The organism is Streptomyces sp. 7N604, assembly GCF_052245475.1.
GTDB lineage: Bacteria > Actinomycetota > Actinomycetes > Streptomycetales > Streptomycetaceae > Streptomyces.
Genome location: NZ_JBQQBX010000003.1, coordinates 159,152 through 177,213, shown reverse-complemented (window position 1 = coordinate 177,213; position 18,062 = coordinate 159,152). Strand labels below are relative to the sequence as shown.

Sequence of the window (18,062 nt, the reverse complement as noted above, 5' to 3'; positions counted from 1 at the left end):
CCGGCCTCCCTACCAGTGTGTGTGAGCCGGATCGTAGCCGCTGAGCTGCGGCGCGGCGAGCGTCGTGCGCATCTCGTAAGGCACCCGGCACGCTATCCGGGCTCGACGAACCCCGACTCGTACGCGGCGATCACCGCCTGTGTGCGGTCGCGTGCTCCCAGCTTCGCCAGCACCGCGCTGACATGCGACTTCACCGTCCCGGCGCTGAGCACCAACTCCGCGGCGATCTCGGCGTTGGACAGGCCGCGCGCCCGATCGATCGGGCCCGACCACGCGGGCTGGCAGGTGATGCACCCGGTGCCGGAGGGCCCGCTGGGTGCGTGGGCGGGTCTGGCGGTGATGGCCGGCTGGACCGCAGCCGCCGTGTGGGCGGGGTGGTGGGCCCTGGAACGGCGCGACGCCTAACGCCCGTCCGGCTCGGCGCCTGACGGCCCGCCAATTGTCAGTGGCAGCAGTTTTACTGACGGCATGGACACCACGAGGTCGCACCTGACGGCCATCGAGCGGCTGTGTGCGCGCCCCTTCCCCGCGCAGCGGTGCGTGGAGGGCCGGGTCGAGAGCGGCCCGGGGTTCCATCTCGCCGAACTCGACGCCGTGGACGGGCTCTGGGGGCAGGACATGTCCGTCGTGCAGGATGCGCGCGAGGAGTTCGAGTCCGAGCTGCAGGTGCTCGTCCAGGTGCTGACCTACCGCTGGGGCGAGCCCGAACGGACCCGGTTAACCGGCCGCTTGGAACGGGTCGCGAAGGGCGAGCCGGTCCCGGAGCCGCTGCGGACGCTCAGCGCGCTCGTGGGGGAGGTGTACGCCTGGCGGGTCGAGGGCCGCTGGGTCGGGCTCGGCATCACCCGGGAGGACGACCCGGAGCCGCCGCCGCGGCTGCAGCTCTTCGCCGCGATAGGGGAGGAGGACGTGCGCTGAGCCCGGGCAGCGCGGTAGCGCATACGGAGTCGGGCATGCGGAGTCGGGCATGCGGAGCGGGGCAGACAGAGCCGCGCACACGGAGCCGCGCGCACGGAGCTGCTCCCATGGAGCCGGTCGCCGCCTCCACCAGGCGTTACTCCGGTGACCGCGTCCCGTCCCCGGCGAGAAGACGCGCGGCGTCCCGGGCGCCCCGCTGCAGCGCCCGCACCAGTGCGTCGCGGTGGGCGCGGAGCGCCGGGACGGGCACCGCCACGGAGACGGCAGCCAGCACCCGCCCGTCCGGTGCGGTCACCGGCACCGACACGCACGCCTCACCGGGTGCGTGCTCCTCGACCGCCATGGCGATCCCCCTGCGCCGCACGCGCTCGAGCTGGGTCTCCAGGCGGGCGACGTGTGTGATGGTGCGTCCGGTCAGCCTCGGCATGCCCCGCCCCTCCAGGTACCGCCGCCTGGCGGAAGCCGTCAGGCCGGACAGCAGGACCTTGCCGTGGGCCGTGGCATGGGCATGGAGGTCCGGGCCGAGCGGGAGGACGGACTCGGGGCCGACGCCGGGCGCGTGGGCTCCGCTCTCGATGACGACGCTGCCCCCGCGGAAACGGGAGTAGTACGCCGACGACGTGCCACCCGCCCGCCGAACTCCTTCGAGCACGGCGCCGACATCCTCGGCGGCAGGCCCGCGCCGCACCCTGGCCCGGTGGAGGGCGGATACCCGGTCGCCGAGGACGTAGCCCCCGTCCGCGCGTTCCAGGTAGCCGCCGGCCATCAGTGTGTTCACGAGGTTGTAGGCGGTGGACAGGGAACAGCCGAGCTCGCGGGCGAGCGCCTTGGCCGTCACCGGCTCGGACGAGGCCGCGGCGGCGTCCAGAACCGCCATGGCGCGTTCGATGCTCCGCAGAGCCTGCCCCTCGGACATCCTGCCGCCCTTCTGCCCTTCTTCCGTCCTCTTCGCGGTGAACCCGGCACCTTACCCGGCTGGTTCGCCGTCAGGCGCTGACGGGAGCGTGCTCGCGCAGCAGCTCGGTGAAGGCGCGCATCCACGCCGGGTGGTCGTTCCAGGCCCGGGCGGAGACCATGTTCCCGTCCACGACGGCGGCCTCGTCGACGAAGGTGCCGCCGGCGCTCTCGACGTCCGGCGCGCACGCGGGCCAGGCAGCCGTACGCCGCCCCTTCAGCACGCCCAGGGAGGCGAGCGCCACGGCCGCGTGGCACACATGCGCGACCGGCTTGCCGGTTTCGAAGAAGTGGCCGACGACGCGCTGGAAGTCGGCATTCAGGCGCAGGTACTCGGGCGCACGGCCGCCGGGTATGACCACCGCAGCGTAGTCGGCCGGGTCGACCTCCGACAGCGCGAGGTCGGCAGGCCAGGCATGGCCGGGCTTCTCGGTAAAGGTGTCGAAGTCCTCGACGAAGTCGTGCACCACGAACTGGAGCTTCTTGCGTGACGGGGCCGAGATGTGCACCTCGTAGCCCTCTTCCAGCAGCCGCTGGTAGGGGTAGAAGACCTCGAGGTCCTCGGCGGCGTCACCGGTGACGATCAGTACCTTGGGCATGGGGCTCACTCCTCAGTCCGTTTACGGCGGATGCCGCGGGCATGCGGTCCGCTGTGGAGCCACCCTGACCGATCACCGGCCGACCGGGGAAACCATCCCGGGGCGCTTTCCAACGATGCTGGAAAGCGCCGGGGAAGCCCTGGTGGTGTGCCGGGGCGCTCGAGCGGCCTACCCGCTCGGGCCGGCGGCGAGCAGGCGGGAGACGCGGGCGGCCCCGAGACGTACGGCCTCCTCCAACTGCCGCCGGCGCGGCGCGAACAGCGTGGTGGGAACCGAGGTGGCCACGGCTCCCGCCACCTCGCCGTCGCTGTAGACCGGGGCGGCCACGCACGACAGCTCGGAGCTGAACTCCCCGACCTCGACGGCCACACGCGAGGACTGCACCTGCCGCAGATGCCCTTCCAGGACGTCGGGTGCGGTGATGGTGGAAGCGGTGAGACGGGCCAGGCCCTGGCCGCGCAAGTAGTTCTGGCGCCTTCTGGCAGGCAGGGACGAGAGCATGACCTTGCCGAAGGCCGTGGCGTGCGGCGCCTCGTGGAATCCGATGCCGAGCGGTTCGGCCCGCGGCGCCTCGGGTGAATCCGCCACCTCGGCGACGACGATGTCCTCGTCCCGGAAGACGGTGTAGTAGGCGGCGGCCGTGCACTCCTGGTGGATCTCGTGGAGCACACCGGAGACACCGGGGGTGACATCGAGCTCCGCGCACAGGTGGCGGTGCAGGTCGGTGAGCTTGTAGCCCAGCCCGTAGCCGCGGGAGTGGTGGAGACGGACCAGGTAGCCGTCGTGTACGAGCGTGTTCAGCAGGCGGTAGGTGGTGGGCAGGGTCAGACCGAGGCGGCGGGCGACGGCCTTCGCGGTGATGCCGTCGCCGCACGTGGCCACCACTTCCAGCACCATCAGCGCGCGCCGCACCGATCCGAGCAGGTCATGGGGCTCGACCGCGTACTGGTCGTTGCCGTGCATCGTCGCCCCCTTTCATGGGCTTCCGTGGGCCCCCGGGGTCCGGCCCGACGGGCCGGTCGCCGCCACGTCATGCGACGGCGGCCGGCGCGCCACGCTAACAGTCAGGCCGTGGCCGTCCGAATTCTGCTGACCGCGACATAGGTGCGGCCGGCCAGCAGACCCCCCACCACCTGCGCCGCGAGGTACACCGGCAGCTGCGACCAGAGGGCCGTACCGCCTCCCAGCGCGGCGGTGACCAGCGGCCCCAGGGTCCGCGCCGGGTTGAGCGCGGCTCCGGTGACCGGGCCCACGGCGACCGCGATCGCGAAGACGGCGAAACCGATGGGCAGACCCGCGAATCCGCCGGGGGCCCGCTGGTCGATGACGCCGAAGACGACGAAGACCAGGATGAAGGTGCCCACGGCTTCGGCGAAGAACGCCTGGGAGGAGGAGGTGGGGGCCGCGTAGGTGGCGACGCCCAGCCCCAGCCGCACCGCCCGCGTTCCGAGTACGGCGACGATGGCCGCGGCGCCGACGACCGCCCCCGCGCACTGGGCCAGGATGTAGCCGGGCACCTCCCGCCGGCTCATCCTGCCGGTCGAGGCCAGGGCCAGGGTCACGGCCGGATTGATATGGCAGCCCGAGACGTGCCCGATGGCGAACACGGCGGCCACGACCGCCATGGCGAACGCGAAGGCGATCATGCCCAGGTCTGCCATGGTGAAGCTGGTCTTTCCGCTTTCCTGCAGCATCAGCGTGGCCGGAATCGAGCCGACGCCGAGGAAAACGAGAAATCCGGTACCGAGGAATTCGGCAAGAAGTCGCTGACGGAAACTGTTCTCTGTCATGGCTTCACCGGTGGCCGTGGCCGTGGACGGCGCCGGGAACCAGAATTCCCCGGCCCTGCAGACGCCCGTTGTCCAGGTCGTCCATCGCGTCGTTCACCGCGTCCAGCGGATACGTCGTGGTGTGCAGCCGCACCTTTTCCTGAGCGGCGAGTGTCATCAGCTCCTCGAGGTCGTTGAAGCTTCCGACGAGGTTGCCGACGACATTGATCTCCGCGGAGATGATGTCGATGGTGGGGACGTTCACCAGCCCCCCGTATCCGACGACGAAGTAGGAACCGGCTCTGCGCAGCATCGCGACGCCCTGCGACTCGGTGCCCTGCTCGCCGACGAAGTCGATGACCACGTGCGCACCTTGCCCGGCGGTGATCTCCCTGACCGCCGCGACCGGGTCCCCGGCGGCGGCGTTCACGGTGTGGTGCGCCCCGAGGTTCTTGGCGAGCTCCAGCGCCGCATCCGACCTGTCGACCACGACGATTTCGGCGGCGGTGAGCGCCGTCAGGCACTGGACCCCGATGTGGCCGAGGCCGCCCGCGCCGATCGCCACGACGGTGGCGCCGGGGTAGAGCAGGGGCAGCGCCTTCCGTACGGCGTGGTACGCGGTGAGGCCCGCGTCGGCCAGAGCTGCCACGTCGGCGGGCTGCAGAGCGGGGGCGAGCTTCACACACGAGCGGGCGCTCGTCCGCATCAGTTCGGCCATGCCGCCGTCCGAGTCGATCCCGGGGAAGGCGCTCGCCGAGCAGTGCACATCATCACCGGAACGACAGGCGCGGCACAGCCCGCATGTCATCAGGGGGTGGATGATGACGGCGTCGCCGACCTCCAGACCGGACACTCCAGAACCGGTCTCGCGGACCCATCCCGCGTTTTCGTGCCCGATGGTGTAGGGCAAATCCACACCGGATTTCTCATTCCACTGGCCTTCGACGATGTGGAGATCGGTACGGCAAAGACCGGCACCTCCGATTTCCACGATGACATCCAGCGGGGACTCGATCACGGGCTCCGGAACGTCCTCGACGACCGGCCGCTCGTGGTAATTATGCAAACGCACTGCCTTCATTTTCACGGCTCCTCATCGCTGTATCCCTTGGCGATTGAGGAAATGCTCGTTCGTTCTCGACCATGGGTCAACCACGAAAATTCCGGCTATTGGGAAAACGGACATTTCTCTACGAGTCGCCCCGGTGCCGGGCGTCCGCCACGCCCGCGGCCTCGCGGAGCTTTCCGAACTCCTCGGCCATCGTCCGCAGGGTCCAGTGGGCGTTCAGCCCGCTGGGGTTCGGCAGCACCCAGACCCGCGTCCCGCCGATCGTCCGCTCCTGCGGCCCGACCTTCGCGTGCCGGTCGCCGAACGCCACCCGGTAGGCGGTCACGCCGACCACGGCGAGCCACCGCGGCTCGTACCGGCGTACCTTCTCCCGCAGGATGCGCCCGCCCTCGCGCAGCTCCTCGTCGTCGAGCTCGTCGGCCCGCGCCGTGGTGCGGGCCGCCACGTTCGTGATGCCGAGGCCGTACGCCGGCAGTTCGCCCTGCTCCGCGGGGAGCAGCCGGCGAGGGGTGAACCCGGAGGCGTGGAGTACGGGCCAGAAGCGGTTGCCGGGCCGGGCGAAGTGGTGCCCCGTCGCCCCGGACATCAGCCCGGGGTTGATGCCGCAGAAGAGCACATGCAGACCGCCCGCGAGCACGTCGTCGATCGTGCGGTCGCGGGCGGCCTCCAGGTCCTCGGGCCGAAGGCTGGTCAGAGGATCGCCCCGGGCGCGTACGCCGCGGCGTCCGGGTGCTGCGCCGCGATCTCCTCGATCCGCCGTACGACCGTCGCGACCTGGTCGGCGGCGGCACCCGTGAACGACAGCCGGTCGGCCATCAGCGCGTCCAGCTGCGTGCGGTCCAGCGGGATGCGCTCGTCGTCGGCGAGCCGGTCGAGCAGCTCGTTGCGCTCCACGCCCTTCTCGCGCATGGCGAGCGCCGAGGCGACGGCGTGTTCCTTGATCACCTCATGTGCGGCCTCCCGCCCGACCCCGCCCCGCACAGCGCCCATGAGGACCTTCGTCGTCGCGAGGAAGGGCAGGTACCGGTCGAGCTCGCGGGCGACGACAGCGGGGAAGGCGCCGAACTCGTCGAGCACCGTCAGGAAGGTCTCCAGCAGCCCGTCGAAGGCGAAGAAGGCGTCCGGCAGGGCCACGCGGCGGACCACCGAGCACGAGACGTCGCCCTCGTTCCACTGGTCGCCCGCCAGCTCGGCGGCCATCGAGGCGTAGCCGCGCAGGATGACGGCGAGTCCGTTGACGCGCTCGCAGGAGCGGGTGTTCATCTTGTGCGGCATCGCGGAGGAGCCGACCTGGCCGGGCTTGAAGCCCTCGGTCACCAGCTCGTGCCCGGCCATCAGCCGGATGGTCTTGGCGAGCGAGGACGGTGCGGCGGCGAGCTGGACCAGCGTGCTCACCACGTCGTAGTCGAGGGACCGCGGGTAGACCTGGCCGACGGAGGTGAAGGCGTGCGAGAAGCCGAGGTGCTCCGCCACCCGCCGCTCCAGGTCCGCCAGCTTCGCGGTGTCGCCGCCGAGGAGGTCGAGCATGTCCTGCGCGGTGCCGACCGGGCCCTTGATGCCGCGGAGCGGGTAGCGGCCCAGCAGGTCGTCGAGGCGCGCGTACGCGACGAGCAGCTCGTCGGCCGCCGACGCGAACCGCTTCCCGAGGGTCGTGGCCTGGGCCGCGACGTTGTGCGAACGGCCCGCCATCACCAGCTCGGCGTGCTCGGCCGCCAGTCGGCCCAGGCGCGCCAGGACGGCGACCGTGCGGTCCCGGGCCAGCTCCAGGGAGAGGCGGATCTGCAGCTGTTCGACGTTCTCGGTGAGGTCCCGCGAGGTCATGCCCTTGTGCACGTGCTCGTGCCCGGCGAGGGCGTTGAACTCCTCGATACGCGCCTTCACATCATGCCGGGTGACCTTCTCGCGCTCGGCGATCGAGGTCAGGTCGACCTGCTCGAGGACCCGCTCGTAGTCGGCGAGCGCCTGCTCCGGCACCTCGATGCCGAGGTCCTTCTGCGCGCGGAGCACGGCCAGCCAGAGCCGCCGCTCCAGCGTCACCTTGTACTCGGGGGACCACAGGACGGCGAGCTCCGCAGAGGCGTAGCGGCCGGCCAGGACATTCGGGATGCGGGGCTTGGAGGTCACGTGTAGGGATTCTACTGGCGATCCGCGCAGGCCAGTGCCCTGCCCGTCCCGGTGGCCCGCTACGCGATGGGCCGCAGGACCGCTACGAGGCCGGGACCTCGTACGGCAGCAGCTCGGGGCGCTTGGGCGGACGGCCGTCGCCCGACGAGCGGCCCGTCAGCCGGCGCCCGATCCACGGCACCAGGTGCTCGCGCGCGAACCGCAGGTCGCCGGCGCGCCGGGCCGCCCACCCCGGCCGCACGGCGGGGGGCAGCATGGCCCGCCAGTCGTGCTCCGCCTCGAGGCCGAGGGTCTGCCACACCGCCTCCGCGACCCGCCGATGACCCTCGGCCGTCAGATGCAGCCGGTCGACGTGCCACAGGCGCTGGTCCGCCAGCACCGGAGCCCCGTACAGATCGACGACGAGGGCGCCGTGCCGCGCCGCCAGTTCGTCGACGAAGGAGAACAGCTCCTCCATGCGCGGGCGGAATCGCTCCATCACCGGGCCGTTGCGGCCGGGGCTGCGCATCAGCACCAGCTGCCTGCAGGAGGGGGCGAGCCGCCCGGCGGCGTCCTCGAGCAGCCCGCGGACCCGGCCCATGTCGCACTTGGGCCGAAGGGTGTCGTTGAGCCCGCCGACCAGTGTGATCACGTCCGCGCCCATCGCTGCGGCGGTGTCCACCTGCTCGTCGACGATCTGCCCGATGAGCTTGCCGCGCACCGCGAGGTTGGCGTAGCGGAAGCCGGGCGTGCGGGCGGCGAGCCGTGCCGCGAGGAGGTCGGCCCAGCCACGGTACGTGCCGTCGGGCAGCGCGTCCGACATGCCTTCGGTGAAGGAGTCGCCGACCGCGACGAGGCTGGTGTAGGGAGCATTCATCTGCATGGCGCGGTGATCCTACTCCCGGGTACGGCCGCCCCCAGCCGCGGCCCCCGGGGAGTACGGGGCCATGTCGCTCAGGCGGAATCCGGCGGCGAGGCCGACGCGTCGATTTCGTCGGCGAGGGCGGGATCGATGTGCCGGAGCGCGCCCACGGTGAAGGCTGTGGCGAATTCCCCCGCGGCCGCGGTGTCCAGGGATTCGGTGGAGAGCGCATAGCGGGCGCCCTCGACGGTCAGGCCCACAATCAGCGAGGCGCACAGCTCCGCGCTCACGCCCCAACGCCCCCTCCCGTGGCGCTCGGTGAAGTCGCGAATACGCCGGGCGAGTTCCTGGGCCGTGGTGCCGGTCATCCGCTGGCGGGCCTCCGCGACGGTGCCGACCGGGTCGGGGCCGAAGAGCAGCAGGAATTTCGACGGATGCCGGGCGGCGTAGCCGAAAAGGGTCTCCATGCTGGCCCTGACCTGGGCCTCCAACGGAAGTTCCGCGGCCGCCGCATACGACTCGAAAACCCGTGTACCGAGAGTGTCGGCAGCGAACTCTGCGCACCGCCGATAAAGATCGTCCTTGCTGCCGAAATGGGCATAGAGGGTGGGCTTCGTTGTTTTCGCGTGGGCCGCGATGTCCTCCATCGTGGCCGCGTGGAAACCGACTTCGGCGAATACCGCGCAGGCGGCGTCGAGCATGTCCTCATCACTCGGGCGATCGATCATGTACAGCACTTTACTTCTCGGTAAAGCCAAATTAGGGTCGTACCAGGCAGTATGACCGTGACAGTGATCCTGGGACGTGATCACTTTCCCGAGACGGGAAGCACAGCAAAGGCGGTCCCTACCAGGCCGGCATTCTCGAGCCGCCGGCCATGGCCCAGTGGAGACCCGATGCACCATCCCCACATACCCGGGGCCCGGGAGGTTGCCTTTCCGCAGAGGGCGGAGGGGCCGGTCCTCTCGGGCGTCCCTCGCCAGGACGGCCGCATATCCGGACCCTGGCATCTGCCGAGCGACCCCCTTGCGTGCCGTCGCGCCCGGACCGCCATACGCGCCGTACTCGCAGACTGGCAGCTCGGACATCTCACCCACACCGCCGAGCTGCTCGTGAGCGAGCTCGTCGGGAACGCACTGCTGCACACCGACGGGCCGCTCCAGCTCACCGTCGAGCGGCGCCAGGGTCTGCGGTGCCGGGTCGAGGACGGCAGCCGGAAGCTGCCCAGGAGGCGATCCGCCGCTCCCGACGACGAACACGGCCGGGGTCTGGAACTGGTCCACCTGATGTCCAGCGAGTGGGGTGTCGAGCAGACCCTGGAGGGCAAGTCGGTCTGGTTCGAACTTCGCTGAGCCCACCGCCGTACCCCGCCCCGCACGGCGCTCGTCTTGTCGCGCCGAGCCGGTCCCGCCCTACCTACCGATCTTCCAAGGGCAGCAGCCGCCCGTCCGCCATCTCCCGCCTCGTACCGGTGAACCGTGCCCGCAGCCTCCGGTCGTGCGACACCACCACGAGCGTGCCCGCGTACGCCGAGAGGGCCTGCTCCAACTCCTCCACGAGCTCCGGCGACAGGTGGTTCGTCGGCTCGTCCAGCAGCAGCAGCTCCACGGGCCGGGTGAGCAGCCGGGCCAGGGACAGCCTGCGTCGCTGGCCCACCGACAGGCCGCTGACCGGCACCTGGAAGTCCTCCTCGCGGAACAGCCCCAGCGCGGCCAGCGCCTCCGCGTGCTCCTCCGGCTCGCCCGGCAGACCCTCCGCGAACGCCGCGAGCAGCGGTCGCCGCGACGCGATGGCGGGCACCTCCTGCGGCAGCCTGCCGATCCGCTCAGGAAGCCGGACCCGGCCCCGGTCGGGCGCCAGCTCCCCGGACAGCACCCGCAGCAGCGTCGTCTTGCCCGCGCCGTTCGGGCCCATCAGCAGCAGCCTTTCGCCCGGGGCGAGCGCCAGCCGGTCCACCGACAGCCGCCCGTCGACCGCCACCCCCACCAGCTCGGCCGCCGGCTCGTCCGCCTCCGCCTCCGTGCCGTCGTATCTGCGGCCGCCGCCGATGGCCACGGTGAAGTGCAGCGGATCCGGCGGCCGCGGCACCGGCTCCGCGCGCAGCCGCCGCAGCCGCTCCCGGGCGTTGCGCACCCGCCCCGACAGCTGCCCCTCCACCGACCTCTGGTGCCTGGTCCAGGCAGGCCGCTCGCTCATCCGCCAGCCGGCCGCGATCCGCGCCGCGCCCGCCGAGGCCAGCTCCTCCTGCCGCTCGACCTCCTCGCGCCACTCGCGGTACCGCTGCTCCCAGCGGTGCCGGACCGCGGCCTTCTGCTGCAGGAAGCCGGGCCAGCCGCCGCCGTAGCGCTCCACGGCCCGCCGGTCGCCGTCCACCTCCACCACGGTGTCGGCCACCCGGTCCAGGAACTCCCGGTCGTGGGTGACCGCCACGACTGTGCCCTTGTGGGCCCGCAGCCGCTCCTCCAGCCAGCCGACCGCATCCTCGTCCAGGTGGTTCGTCGGCTCGTCGAGCAGCAGCAGCTCGGGCGAGGAGGTCAGTACGCAGGCCAGCGCGAGCCGGGACTGCTCGCCGCCCGAGAGGGTGCCGAGCCGCCGGTCGCGATCGAGGTGCGGCAGGCCGAGCGCGTGCAGCGCGGTGTCCAGGCGGGTCTCGGCGAGATAGCCGTCCCGCGCCTCGTACGCCGCGACCAGGTCGCCGTACGCCGCCACCTGCTGCGCGTCCGCCGTGCCCAGGGCGGCCTCGGCCGCGCGCATCCGCCGCTCCAGGTCCCGCAGATCCGCGAGCGCCTCGTCGATGACCTCCCGTACGGTCGCCCGCGCCGGAAGTTCGAGGCTCTGCGGCAGATAGCCGGTGCCACCGTCGGCATTCACCGTCACCCGGCCCTCGTCCGGCGCCTGCCGCCCGGCGATCAGCCGCAGCAGCGTGGACTTGCCCGAGCCGTTGTCGCCGATGACGCACACGTGCTCGCCGGGAGGTACGCGCAGCGAGACGTGCTCCAGCACCGGGCGGCCGGGGTATCCCACCGACACCTGGTCCACCACCAGCTGGGACGTCATTCGCGGTCCTTCCCTGGGGCCGTCCTTCCGGCGGCGCTCTCACTGTACGGGCCCGGGCCGGTGCGGCCGGGCCGGCTCAGGCCGAGGGAGCCTTCCCCACCAGCTCCCGCAGGACGTCTTCCATGGTGACGAGCCCGCCGAGGCGCCCGTCGTCGCCGATCACCGCGGCGAGGTGCGTACCGGTGCTCTGCATCGCCCCCAGCGCGTCGTCCAGCGGCAGCGACGCCTTCACGCGCGCGATGGGCCGCATCGCCCCCCTGGCGAAGGGCAGGTCCCTGGGCCGCGCGTCCAGCGCGTCCTTGACATGCAGATAGCCCACGATCCGGCCGTCGTCGTCGACGACGGGAAACCGGGAGTAGCCGGACTCCGCGGACAGCTGCTCGAGCTCCTCGGGCGTGACCCCGAACCGGGCCGAGACGACCTGCTCCACCGGGACCACCACCTCGCCCACGGGACGGCGGCTCAGCTCGAGCGCGTCGCGCAGCCGTTCGGTCGCCCGCTCGTCCAGCAGCCCCGCCTGGCTGGAGTCGGCGACCATGCCGGCCAGCTCGTCGTCCGAGAACGTCGCGGGCACCTCGCCCTTCGGCTCCACGCGCAACAGCTTCAGCAGCCCGTTCGCGAAGGCGTTGACCGCGAAGATCACCGGGCGCAGCGCGCGCGTCAGCGCGACCATGGGCGGCCCCAGCAGCAGCGCCGAGCGCACCGGCTCCGCGAGCGCGACGTTCTTCGGCACCATCTCGCCGAAGAGCATGTGCAGATATGTCGCGGCGCCGAGCGCGATGACGAACGCGACCGGGTGGATCAGCCCGTCGGGCAGGCCCACCGCGTGGAACAGCGGCTCCAGCAGGTGCGCGATCGCCGGTTCTGCGACCACACCCAGCACCAGCGTGCACAGCGTGATGCCGAGCTGCGCCGCGGCCATCAGCGCCGAGACGTGCTGCAGGCCCCACATCACGCTGCGGGCGCGCCGGTCGCCCTGCTCGGCGAGCGGCTCGAGCTGGTCCCGGCGCACCGAGATCAGCGAGAACTCGGCGCCGACGAAGAAGGCGTTGACGACGAGGGTCAGCAGACCGATGAAGAGCTGCAGCAGAGTCATCGGGCCGCCTCCCCGTCATCGGAGGATTCGGTCCCGGGCAGCGGCGCGCTCAGCCGTACGCGCGCGGCCCGGTGGCCGGTGGCGTCCACCACGTCGATCCGCCAGCCGGCCACCTCCACGCTGTCCCCTTCCTCCGGGATCCGGCCGAGCTCCGTCGCGAGCAGGCCGGCGAGCGTCTCGTACGGGCCCTCGGGGACGCGCAGACCGATGGCCGCCAACTGGTCGGTACGGACCGCGCCGTCCGCGTCGTACAGCGCGCGGCCGTCCTCGTCGGTGCCCGCGGGCGCCAGGTCGGGCACCTCGAGCGGGTCGTGCTCGTCGCGGACCTCGCCGACGACCTCCTCGACGATGTCCTCCAGCGTGACCACGCCCGCCGTGCCGCCGTACTCGTCGATGACCACGGCCATGGCGTGCTTGGCGGACAGCCGGTCCAGCAGCCGGTCCACGGTCAGCGACTCGGGGACGAGGACCGGCTCGCGCAGGATCTCGGAGACCGGGCGCCAGGCGCGCTGGTCGGCGGGTATGGCCAGGACGTCCTTGATGTGCGCGGTCCCGATGACGGTGTCGAGGCTGTCCCGGTAGACCGGGAAGCGGGAGAGGCCGGTCGCGCGGGTTGCGTTGGCGACGTCCTCCGCCGTGGTCTGCTCGTCGAGGGCGACAACCTGGACCCGCGGCGTCATCACGTTCTCGGCCGTCAGCTCCGCGAGGCCGAGGGTGCGCACGAACAGCTCCGCGGTGTCCGCCTCCAGGGCGCCCTCCCTCGCGGAGTGCCGGGCCAGCGCGACCAGCTCCTGCGGCCCGCGCGCGGAGGCCAGCTCCTCGGCCGGCTCCAGGCCCATGCGTCGCACCAGGCGGTTGGCGGCATTGTTGAGGTGCCCGATCAGCGGGCGGAAGGCCGTACTGAAGGCGTGGTGCGGCCCCGCCACCTGCCGGGCCACCCGCAGCGGGCTGGAGATCGCCCAGTTCTTGGGGACCAGCTCGCCGACGACCATCAGCATGACCGTCGAGACGGCCGTGCCGAGGATCAGGGCGACGGAGGAGGAGGCGGAGGCGGGTACGCCGACGGCCTCCAGCGGACCGGCCAGCAGCCTGCCGAGCGACGGCTCGGCGAGCATGCCGATGACCAGGCCTGTGACGGTGATGCCGAGCTGTGCCCCGGAGAGCTGGAAGGTGAGGGTCCGTACGGCCCTGAGCGCGGTGTCCGCGCCCCGCTGGCCCTCGGCCACGGCCCGCTCCAGCACGCTGCGCTCGACCGTCGTCAGCGAGAACTCGGCCGCGACGAAGACGCCGCAGGCGAGCGTCAGGAGGATGGCGAGCGCCAGCAGAAGCACTTCGGTCATCGGTACACCTCCCACCCATGATCCGGCAGGGGAGGGAGGACTGCGCGATCGGCTCGAGGACGGGGACTACTGGGAGGCTCGCCCATGGGCGGACGCTCACACCTTTCACATCGCGGAATGTGCACCCATGGTAAAGGACGGGCAAAGGGTGCGGCCCGGGTTCCCGGGGGAGGGACGGCGGTTCAGGCGCCCAGGGGCTTGACCCAGCGGCTCCACTGGGGCTGCCGCGCGTAACCGGCGGCGCTCCACGCGTGGTGGGCGAGCGCGTTGCGATCCAGCACCATCGCATCCCCGCGCCGACCGCCGAGCGAAGTGAACCGGTCCTCGGCGGCCTTCAGCAGCGCGCTCGCCACGCCCTGCCGCCGGTGGTCCGGGTGCACCGCGAGCCGGTAGAGGTGGCAGCGCCAGCCGTCGAACCCCGCGATCACCGTGCCGGTGAGCGCGCCCGCACGCTCGGCCAGCAGGAGGGCCCCGGGGTCGCGGGAGATCAGCCGCGCCACCCCGTCCGCGTCGTCGCTGATACTCGCGCCCTCCGCCGCTTCTTTCCAGAAGGCGAGCACGGTGTCCACATCCGCGGCCGACGCGGCCCGTATCCGGAGATCGCTCATGGCGCCATCCCACCACCGCGAGCGGCGCGGCGGCGACCGGATTTCCGGCATCCGGTCGCTGCTCCTCGGAAAGGTCCGGCGCGTGTGCGGCGAGTTCGCCCGCCGCCCGCGCATTCCGGACGACCCGGTGTCCGTGCCGAGGGTGAACACCGGCCTCACTCATGGGCGATGGCGGCGAGCACGTTCATCCGCGACGCCCGCAGCGCGGGCAGCAGAGCGGCCGCCAGACCCACCAGGACGGACCCGGCGACCACCGCCGCGACCACCGGCCAGGGGACCGCGAAGGCCTTCATCCCCTCAAGCGCCAGCACCTGCTGGACCGCCACGCCCCACACGAGCCCGAGTGCCAGGCCCAGTACGGCGCCGAAGACCGCGATGACCACCGACTCCAGCCGGATCATTCGCCGCAGCTGTCTCCGGGCCAGGCCGATCGCCCGCAGCAGGCCGATTTCGCGGGTGCGCTCGACGACCGACAGGGCGAGGGTGTTGACCACACCCAGCACCGCGATGACGATCGCCAGGCCCAGCAGCGCGTACACCAGGTACAGCAGGACGGCGATCTGGCCCCGGATCAGCTCCTTGTAGTCGGCCTGGTCGCGCACCTGCACCTGCGGGAAGGCGTCGAGGGCGCTCTCCAGCCGGTCGCGCAGCGCCTGCGGATCGGTGCCGTCCGCGGCGTTGGCGTACACCGCGGCGTCCTGGCCGCCGGGGATGTGCTTCTCCAGGGTGTCCATGCTCATGAAGAAGCCGCCCTGGGTCCCGAACCCCTCGCCCGACTCCATGTCCGTCAGAGCACCCACCGTCAGGTCCGCCCTCTGCCCGTTCGCGAAGGTGGCCTGGATCCTGCTGCCGATGCGGATCCGGTGGTCGTCCGCGTACGCCTTCTGCAGCCCGATCCGGCCGTTCCCGAGGGCGGAAGCCGTGTTCCCGGCCGCGTACTCCATGTTCACGACCTCGTCCAGGCCACGGTCGAAGCCCGCGCCCGTCGTTCTGGCCGTCGTCCCGTCGGGCAGCTTCAGGCGCATCGGTGCGAACCGCTCCCGTACGACCGTGCCGACCCCGTCCACCTCCCGCACCCGCTCGGTGATCTCCTGCGGGAACGGCGCGAAGTTCCTGTTCTGCACCACGAAGTCGGCGCCGAGCTGCCGGTCGATCTGCCGGTCGAAGGACTGCGTCATCGACTCACCGGCCACGGACATGCCGGTGACGAGGGCGAGTCCCACCATCAGCGCGGCCGCGGTCGCCCCGGTGCGGCGCGGGTTGCGCAGGGCGTTGCGCTGGCTCATCCGGCCCACCGGGCCGAACACCCGCGGGAAGGCCCCGCCCAGCACCCGGATGACCGGGCGTACGAGCAGCGGGCCCGCGACGACCGTGGCGACCAGGGTGAGGACGAGCCCGAGCAGCAGCAGCGAGGATGCCTGCTGGGTCTGTGTGGCCTTCGCGCAGCCCGCCAGCGCCGCCGCCCCGCCGGCCCCCAGCACCGCGCCCGCGACGGCGCGGATCCGCAACGGCCGCCCCACGCCCGCCACTTCGATGTCGGCGAGCGCGGCCATGGGGGAGACCCGGGCCGCCCGCCGGGCGGGCAGATAGGCGGCGACGAAGGTCACGCCCACCCCCACCACGTACGCGGACACCGGCGTCTGCCAGCCGATCACCATCTCGGCCGCGTCGAGGTTCATCCCGAGCAGGCTCATCAGCGATATCAGCCCGGCCGCGAGGCCGACTCCCGCGGCCAGACCCAGCGTTGAGCCGGCCAGGCCGAGGAGCAGTGCCTCGGTGAGCACCGAGCGCCGCACCTGGCGGCGGTCGGCGCCCAGCGCGCGCAGCAGCCCCAGCTCGCGGGTGCGCTGAGCGATCAGCATGGAGAAGGTGTTGACGATCAGGAAGACACCGACCAGCACCGCGATCCCGGCGAAGCCCAGCATCACGTACTTGATCACGTCGAGGAAGCCGCCCAGTTCTGCGGCCTGGGACTCCGCCCGCTCGTCACGCGTGCTGAGCTCGTAACCGGACCCCAGCTCGTCGGCGATGCGCTGCTTGAGCACCTCGTCACTGGTGGCGGGCGCCGCGTCCGCCATGATCGCGGTGGCGGCCCCGGGCTTGCCGAGCAGCTTCGTCTGGGACGTCGGCGTGTCGAGGGCGACCAGCGCCGCGCCCGGGTTGGTCGTGGTGAAGGCCATGATGCCCACGACCTTGACCGGGAAGGTGCCCGGCGGTGCCACCACCCGCAGCGTGTCGCCGATCCCGATACCGTCGCGGTCGGCCGTGTCGGCGTCCAGCAGCGCCTCGCCCGCGCCGCGCGGGAGGTGCCCGCTGCTCAGCTTCACCGGACTGCGCTCGGTGTCGTTCCAGTTGGTGGCGATGGTCGGCGCCCCCGACGTGGGCCCGACCGGCTCGTTCCGCTCGTCGACCAGGGTCACCCGCTCCACCCGGACGTCGACCTGCGCGTCCGCGACCCCGTCCACGGCGGCGACGCGCTCGCGCAGCGCGGCGGGCAGCGTCTCCACCCGGCCCGACGACAGGCCGCCGGCCTCGTCGAACTCCGACCGCGGTGCCACGGTCACATCCGCCGACGTCGAGGCGAAGAGCCGGTCGAAGGTGCGGTTGACGGTGTCCGAGAAGATCAGGCTTCCGGCGACGAACGCCACCGACAGCACCACGGCGAGCGCGGAAAGCAGCAGCCGTCCCTTGTGGGCGAGAAGGCTGCGCAGGGTGGCCCGGAGCACCGGGACTCAGCTCTTCCCGGCCGAGCTGATCGAGTCGAAACGCTTCATCCGCTCCAGCACGGCCTCCGCGGTCGGTTCCGGCATCGCGTCGACGATCCGCCCGTCTCCGAGGAACAGGACGAGGTCGGCGTGTGCCGCGGCCCCCGGGTCGTGCGTCACCATCACCACCGTCTGGCCGAGATCGTCCACCGCCTCGCGCAGGAACCGCAGCACCTCGAGGCCGGACCGTGAGTCCAGGTTGCCGGTCGGCTCGTCGGCGAAGATCAGCTCCGGACGCGAGGCCAGCGCTCGCGCACATGCCACGCGCTGCTGCTGGCCGCCGGACAGCTGCGCGGGGCGGTGGCTGAGCCGGTCCCGCAGCCCGAGGGTGTCGATGACCTTCTCCAGCCACTCCCGGTCCGGCTTGCGGCCCGCGATGTCCATGGGGAGCGTGATGTTCTCCGCCGCGTTCAGCGTCGGCAGCAGGTTGAACGACTGGAACATGAAGCCCACGCGGTCGCGCCGCAGCCGGGTGAGCTCCCGCTCGTTCAGCCCGGTGATCTCCGTCTCGCCCAGCCACACCTGACCCGCCGAGACCGTGTCCAGACCCGCGAGGCAGTGCATGAGCGTCGACTTGCCGGAGCCCGAGGGACCCATCACCGCCGTGAACCGGCCGCGCGCTATCGCCACGTCCACCGCGTCCAGGGCGAGTACGGCCGTCTCGCCCGAGCCGTACGCCTTCGTCAGGGCAGAGGCGCGGGCGGCGATCTCCGCACCCTCCGCCACGCCGTATGCCTTCTGTGCCGCAGGTGTGGACAAGGCCGCCTCCCTGGACCGGGATCCACCGTCCGTACGCGACCGAGAGTAAGGCGGTGCCCGGACATCGGCATCCCCCTCCGGTACGGTCTCGCGCGCCCCGTCTCGTACCGGCGTATGACCCGGCCCCCAAGGGCACCCCGGGCGCCCCGCCCTCTGCGCTTGC

17 protein-coding genes and 1 pseudogene are annotated in these 18,062 nt (G+C 72.0%); 2 read left to right on the top strand and 16 right to left on the bottom strand.

The genetic code is table 11. The annotated features are described in order from the left end of the window. Positions 1–92: 92 nt before the first annotated feature. Positions 93–251, bottom strand: a pseudogene (locus ACTWP8_RS04665) (response regulator transcription factor); the annotation flags it as partial. A gap of 217 nt (positions 252–468) precedes the next feature. On the opposite strand from ACTWP8_RS04665, the gene ACTWP8_RS04660 reads away from it, so the two are divergent. Further along, a complete protein-coding gene (locus ACTWP8_RS04660; protein ID WP_443320865.1) occupies positions 469–918 on the top strand; it encodes a hypothetical protein in 450 nt (149 codons plus the stop codon). Positions 919–1,054: 136 nt separating this feature from the next. Here ACTWP8_RS04660 and ACTWP8_RS04655 read toward each other — a convergent pair whose 3' ends face one another. The 9 genes from ACTWP8_RS04655 to ACTWP8_RS04615 form a co-directional block, all read right to left on the bottom strand. After that, entirely contained in the window at positions 1,055–1,834 is a 780-nt protein-coding gene (locus ACTWP8_RS04655; RefSeq protein WP_443320864.1) for an IclR family transcriptional regulator, read from the bottom strand. Positions 1,835–1,904: 70 nt separating this feature from the next. Further along, on the bottom strand, positions 1,905–2,471 hold the full coding sequence (locus tag ACTWP8_RS04650; RefSeq protein ID WP_443320863.1) for a DJ-1/PfpI family protein: 567 nt from the start codon (positions 2,469–2,471) through the stop codon (positions 1,905–1,907). A 168-nt stretch (positions 2,472–2,639) separates the two neighbouring features. Beyond that, the gene (locus ACTWP8_RS04645) at positions 2,640–3,434 is read right to left on the bottom strand and encodes an IclR family transcriptional regulator (RefSeq protein WP_443320862.1); all 795 of its coding nucleotides are present in this window, start codon (positions 3,432–3,434) and stop codon (positions 2,640–2,642) included. Positions 3,435–3,535: 101 nt separating this feature from the next. Further along, on the bottom strand, positions 3,536–4,261 hold the full coding sequence (locus ACTWP8_RS04640) for an MIP/aquaporin family protein (protein WP_443320861.1): 726 nt from the start codon (positions 4,259–4,261) through the stop codon (positions 3,536–3,538). Between the two features lie 4 nt (positions 4,262–4,265). Then, on the bottom strand, positions 4,266–5,321 hold the full coding sequence (locus ACTWP8_RS04635; protein WP_443320860.1) for an NAD(P)-dependent alcohol dehydrogenase: 1,056 nt from the start codon (positions 5,319–5,321) through the stop codon (positions 4,266–4,268). Positions 5,322–5,430: 109 nt separating this feature from the next. Further along, positions 5,431–6,003: a G/U mismatch-specific DNA glycosylase gene (gene mug, locus ACTWP8_RS04630; protein ID WP_443320976.1), complete on the bottom strand. Its 573-nt coding sequence runs from the start codon at positions 6,001–6,003 to the stop codon at positions 5,431–5,433. Next, a complete protein-coding gene (gene purB, locus ACTWP8_RS04625; RefSeq protein ID WP_443320859.1) occupies positions 6,000–7,433 on the bottom strand; it encodes an adenylosuccinate lyase in 1,434 nt (477 codons plus the stop codon). Before purB ends, mug begins: the two co-directional genes overlap by 4 nt. A gap of 82 nt (positions 7,434–7,515) precedes the next feature. After that, the gene (locus ACTWP8_RS04620; protein WP_443320858.1) at positions 7,516–8,295 is read right to left on the bottom strand and encodes an SGNH/GDSL hydrolase family protein; all 780 of its coding nucleotides are present in this window, start codon (positions 8,293–8,295) and stop codon (positions 7,516–7,518) included. 71 nt (positions 8,296–8,366) lie between these two features. Beyond that, positions 8,367–9,002: a TetR/AcrR family transcriptional regulator gene (locus ACTWP8_RS04615; RefSeq protein WP_443320857.1), complete on the bottom strand. Its 636-nt coding sequence runs from the start codon at positions 9,000–9,002 to the stop codon at positions 8,367–8,369. Between the two features lie 168 nt (positions 9,003–9,170). Here ACTWP8_RS04615 and ACTWP8_RS04610 point away from each other — a divergent pair, with 168 nt between their 5' ends. Further along, positions 9,171–9,626 (top strand): ATP-binding protein, encoded by a 456-nt coding sequence (locus tag ACTWP8_RS04610; protein ID WP_443320856.1) that lies wholly within the window; start codon positions 9,171–9,173, stop codon positions 9,624–9,626. Between the two features lie 64 nt (positions 9,627–9,690). Here the strand turns inward: ACTWP8_RS04610 and abc-f are convergent, their stop codons facing one another. The 6 genes from abc-f to ACTWP8_RS04580 all read right to left on the bottom strand — a co-directional run bounded on the left by abc-f (position 9,691) and on the right by ACTWP8_RS04580 (position 17,899). Continuing rightward, positions 9,691–11,331, bottom strand: coding sequence for a ribosomal protection-like ABC-F family protein (gene abc-f / locus ACTWP8_RS04605; protein ID WP_443320855.1), 1,641 nt, complete (start codon positions 11,329–11,331; stop codon positions 9,691–9,693). A 76-nt stretch (positions 11,332–11,407) separates the two neighbouring features. Continuing rightward, positions 11,408–12,427 (bottom strand): hemolysin family protein, encoded by a 1,020-nt coding sequence (locus ACTWP8_RS04600; RefSeq protein WP_443320854.1) that lies wholly within the window; start codon positions 12,425–12,427, stop codon positions 11,408–11,410. Beyond that, positions 12,424–13,767 (bottom strand): hemolysin family protein, encoded by a 1,344-nt coding sequence (locus ACTWP8_RS04595; protein WP_443320853.1) that lies wholly within the window; start codon positions 13,765–13,767, stop codon positions 12,424–12,426. The genes ACTWP8_RS04600 and ACTWP8_RS04595 overlap by 4 nt, the downstream gene beginning before the upstream one ends. A 182-nt stretch (positions 13,768–13,949) precedes the next feature. Further along, positions 13,950–14,375, bottom strand: a complete 426-nt coding sequence (locus tag ACTWP8_RS04590; RefSeq protein WP_443320852.1) for a GNAT family N-acetyltransferase — start codon at positions 14,373–14,375, stop codon at positions 13,950–13,952. A gap of 155 nt (positions 14,376–14,530) precedes the next feature. Next, the gene (locus ACTWP8_RS04585) at positions 14,531–17,101 is read right to left on the bottom strand and encodes an ABC transporter permease (RefSeq protein WP_443320851.1); all 2,571 of its coding nucleotides are present in this window, start codon (positions 17,099–17,101) and stop codon (positions 14,531–14,533) included. A gap of 6 nt (positions 17,102–17,107) precedes the next feature. Further along, complete coding sequence (locus ACTWP8_RS04580; RefSeq protein WP_443320850.1) at positions 17,108–17,899, bottom strand: ABC transporter ATP-binding protein; 792 nt, start codon at positions 17,897–17,899, stop codon at positions 17,108–17,110. Positions 17,900–18,062 lie beyond the last annotated feature (163 nt).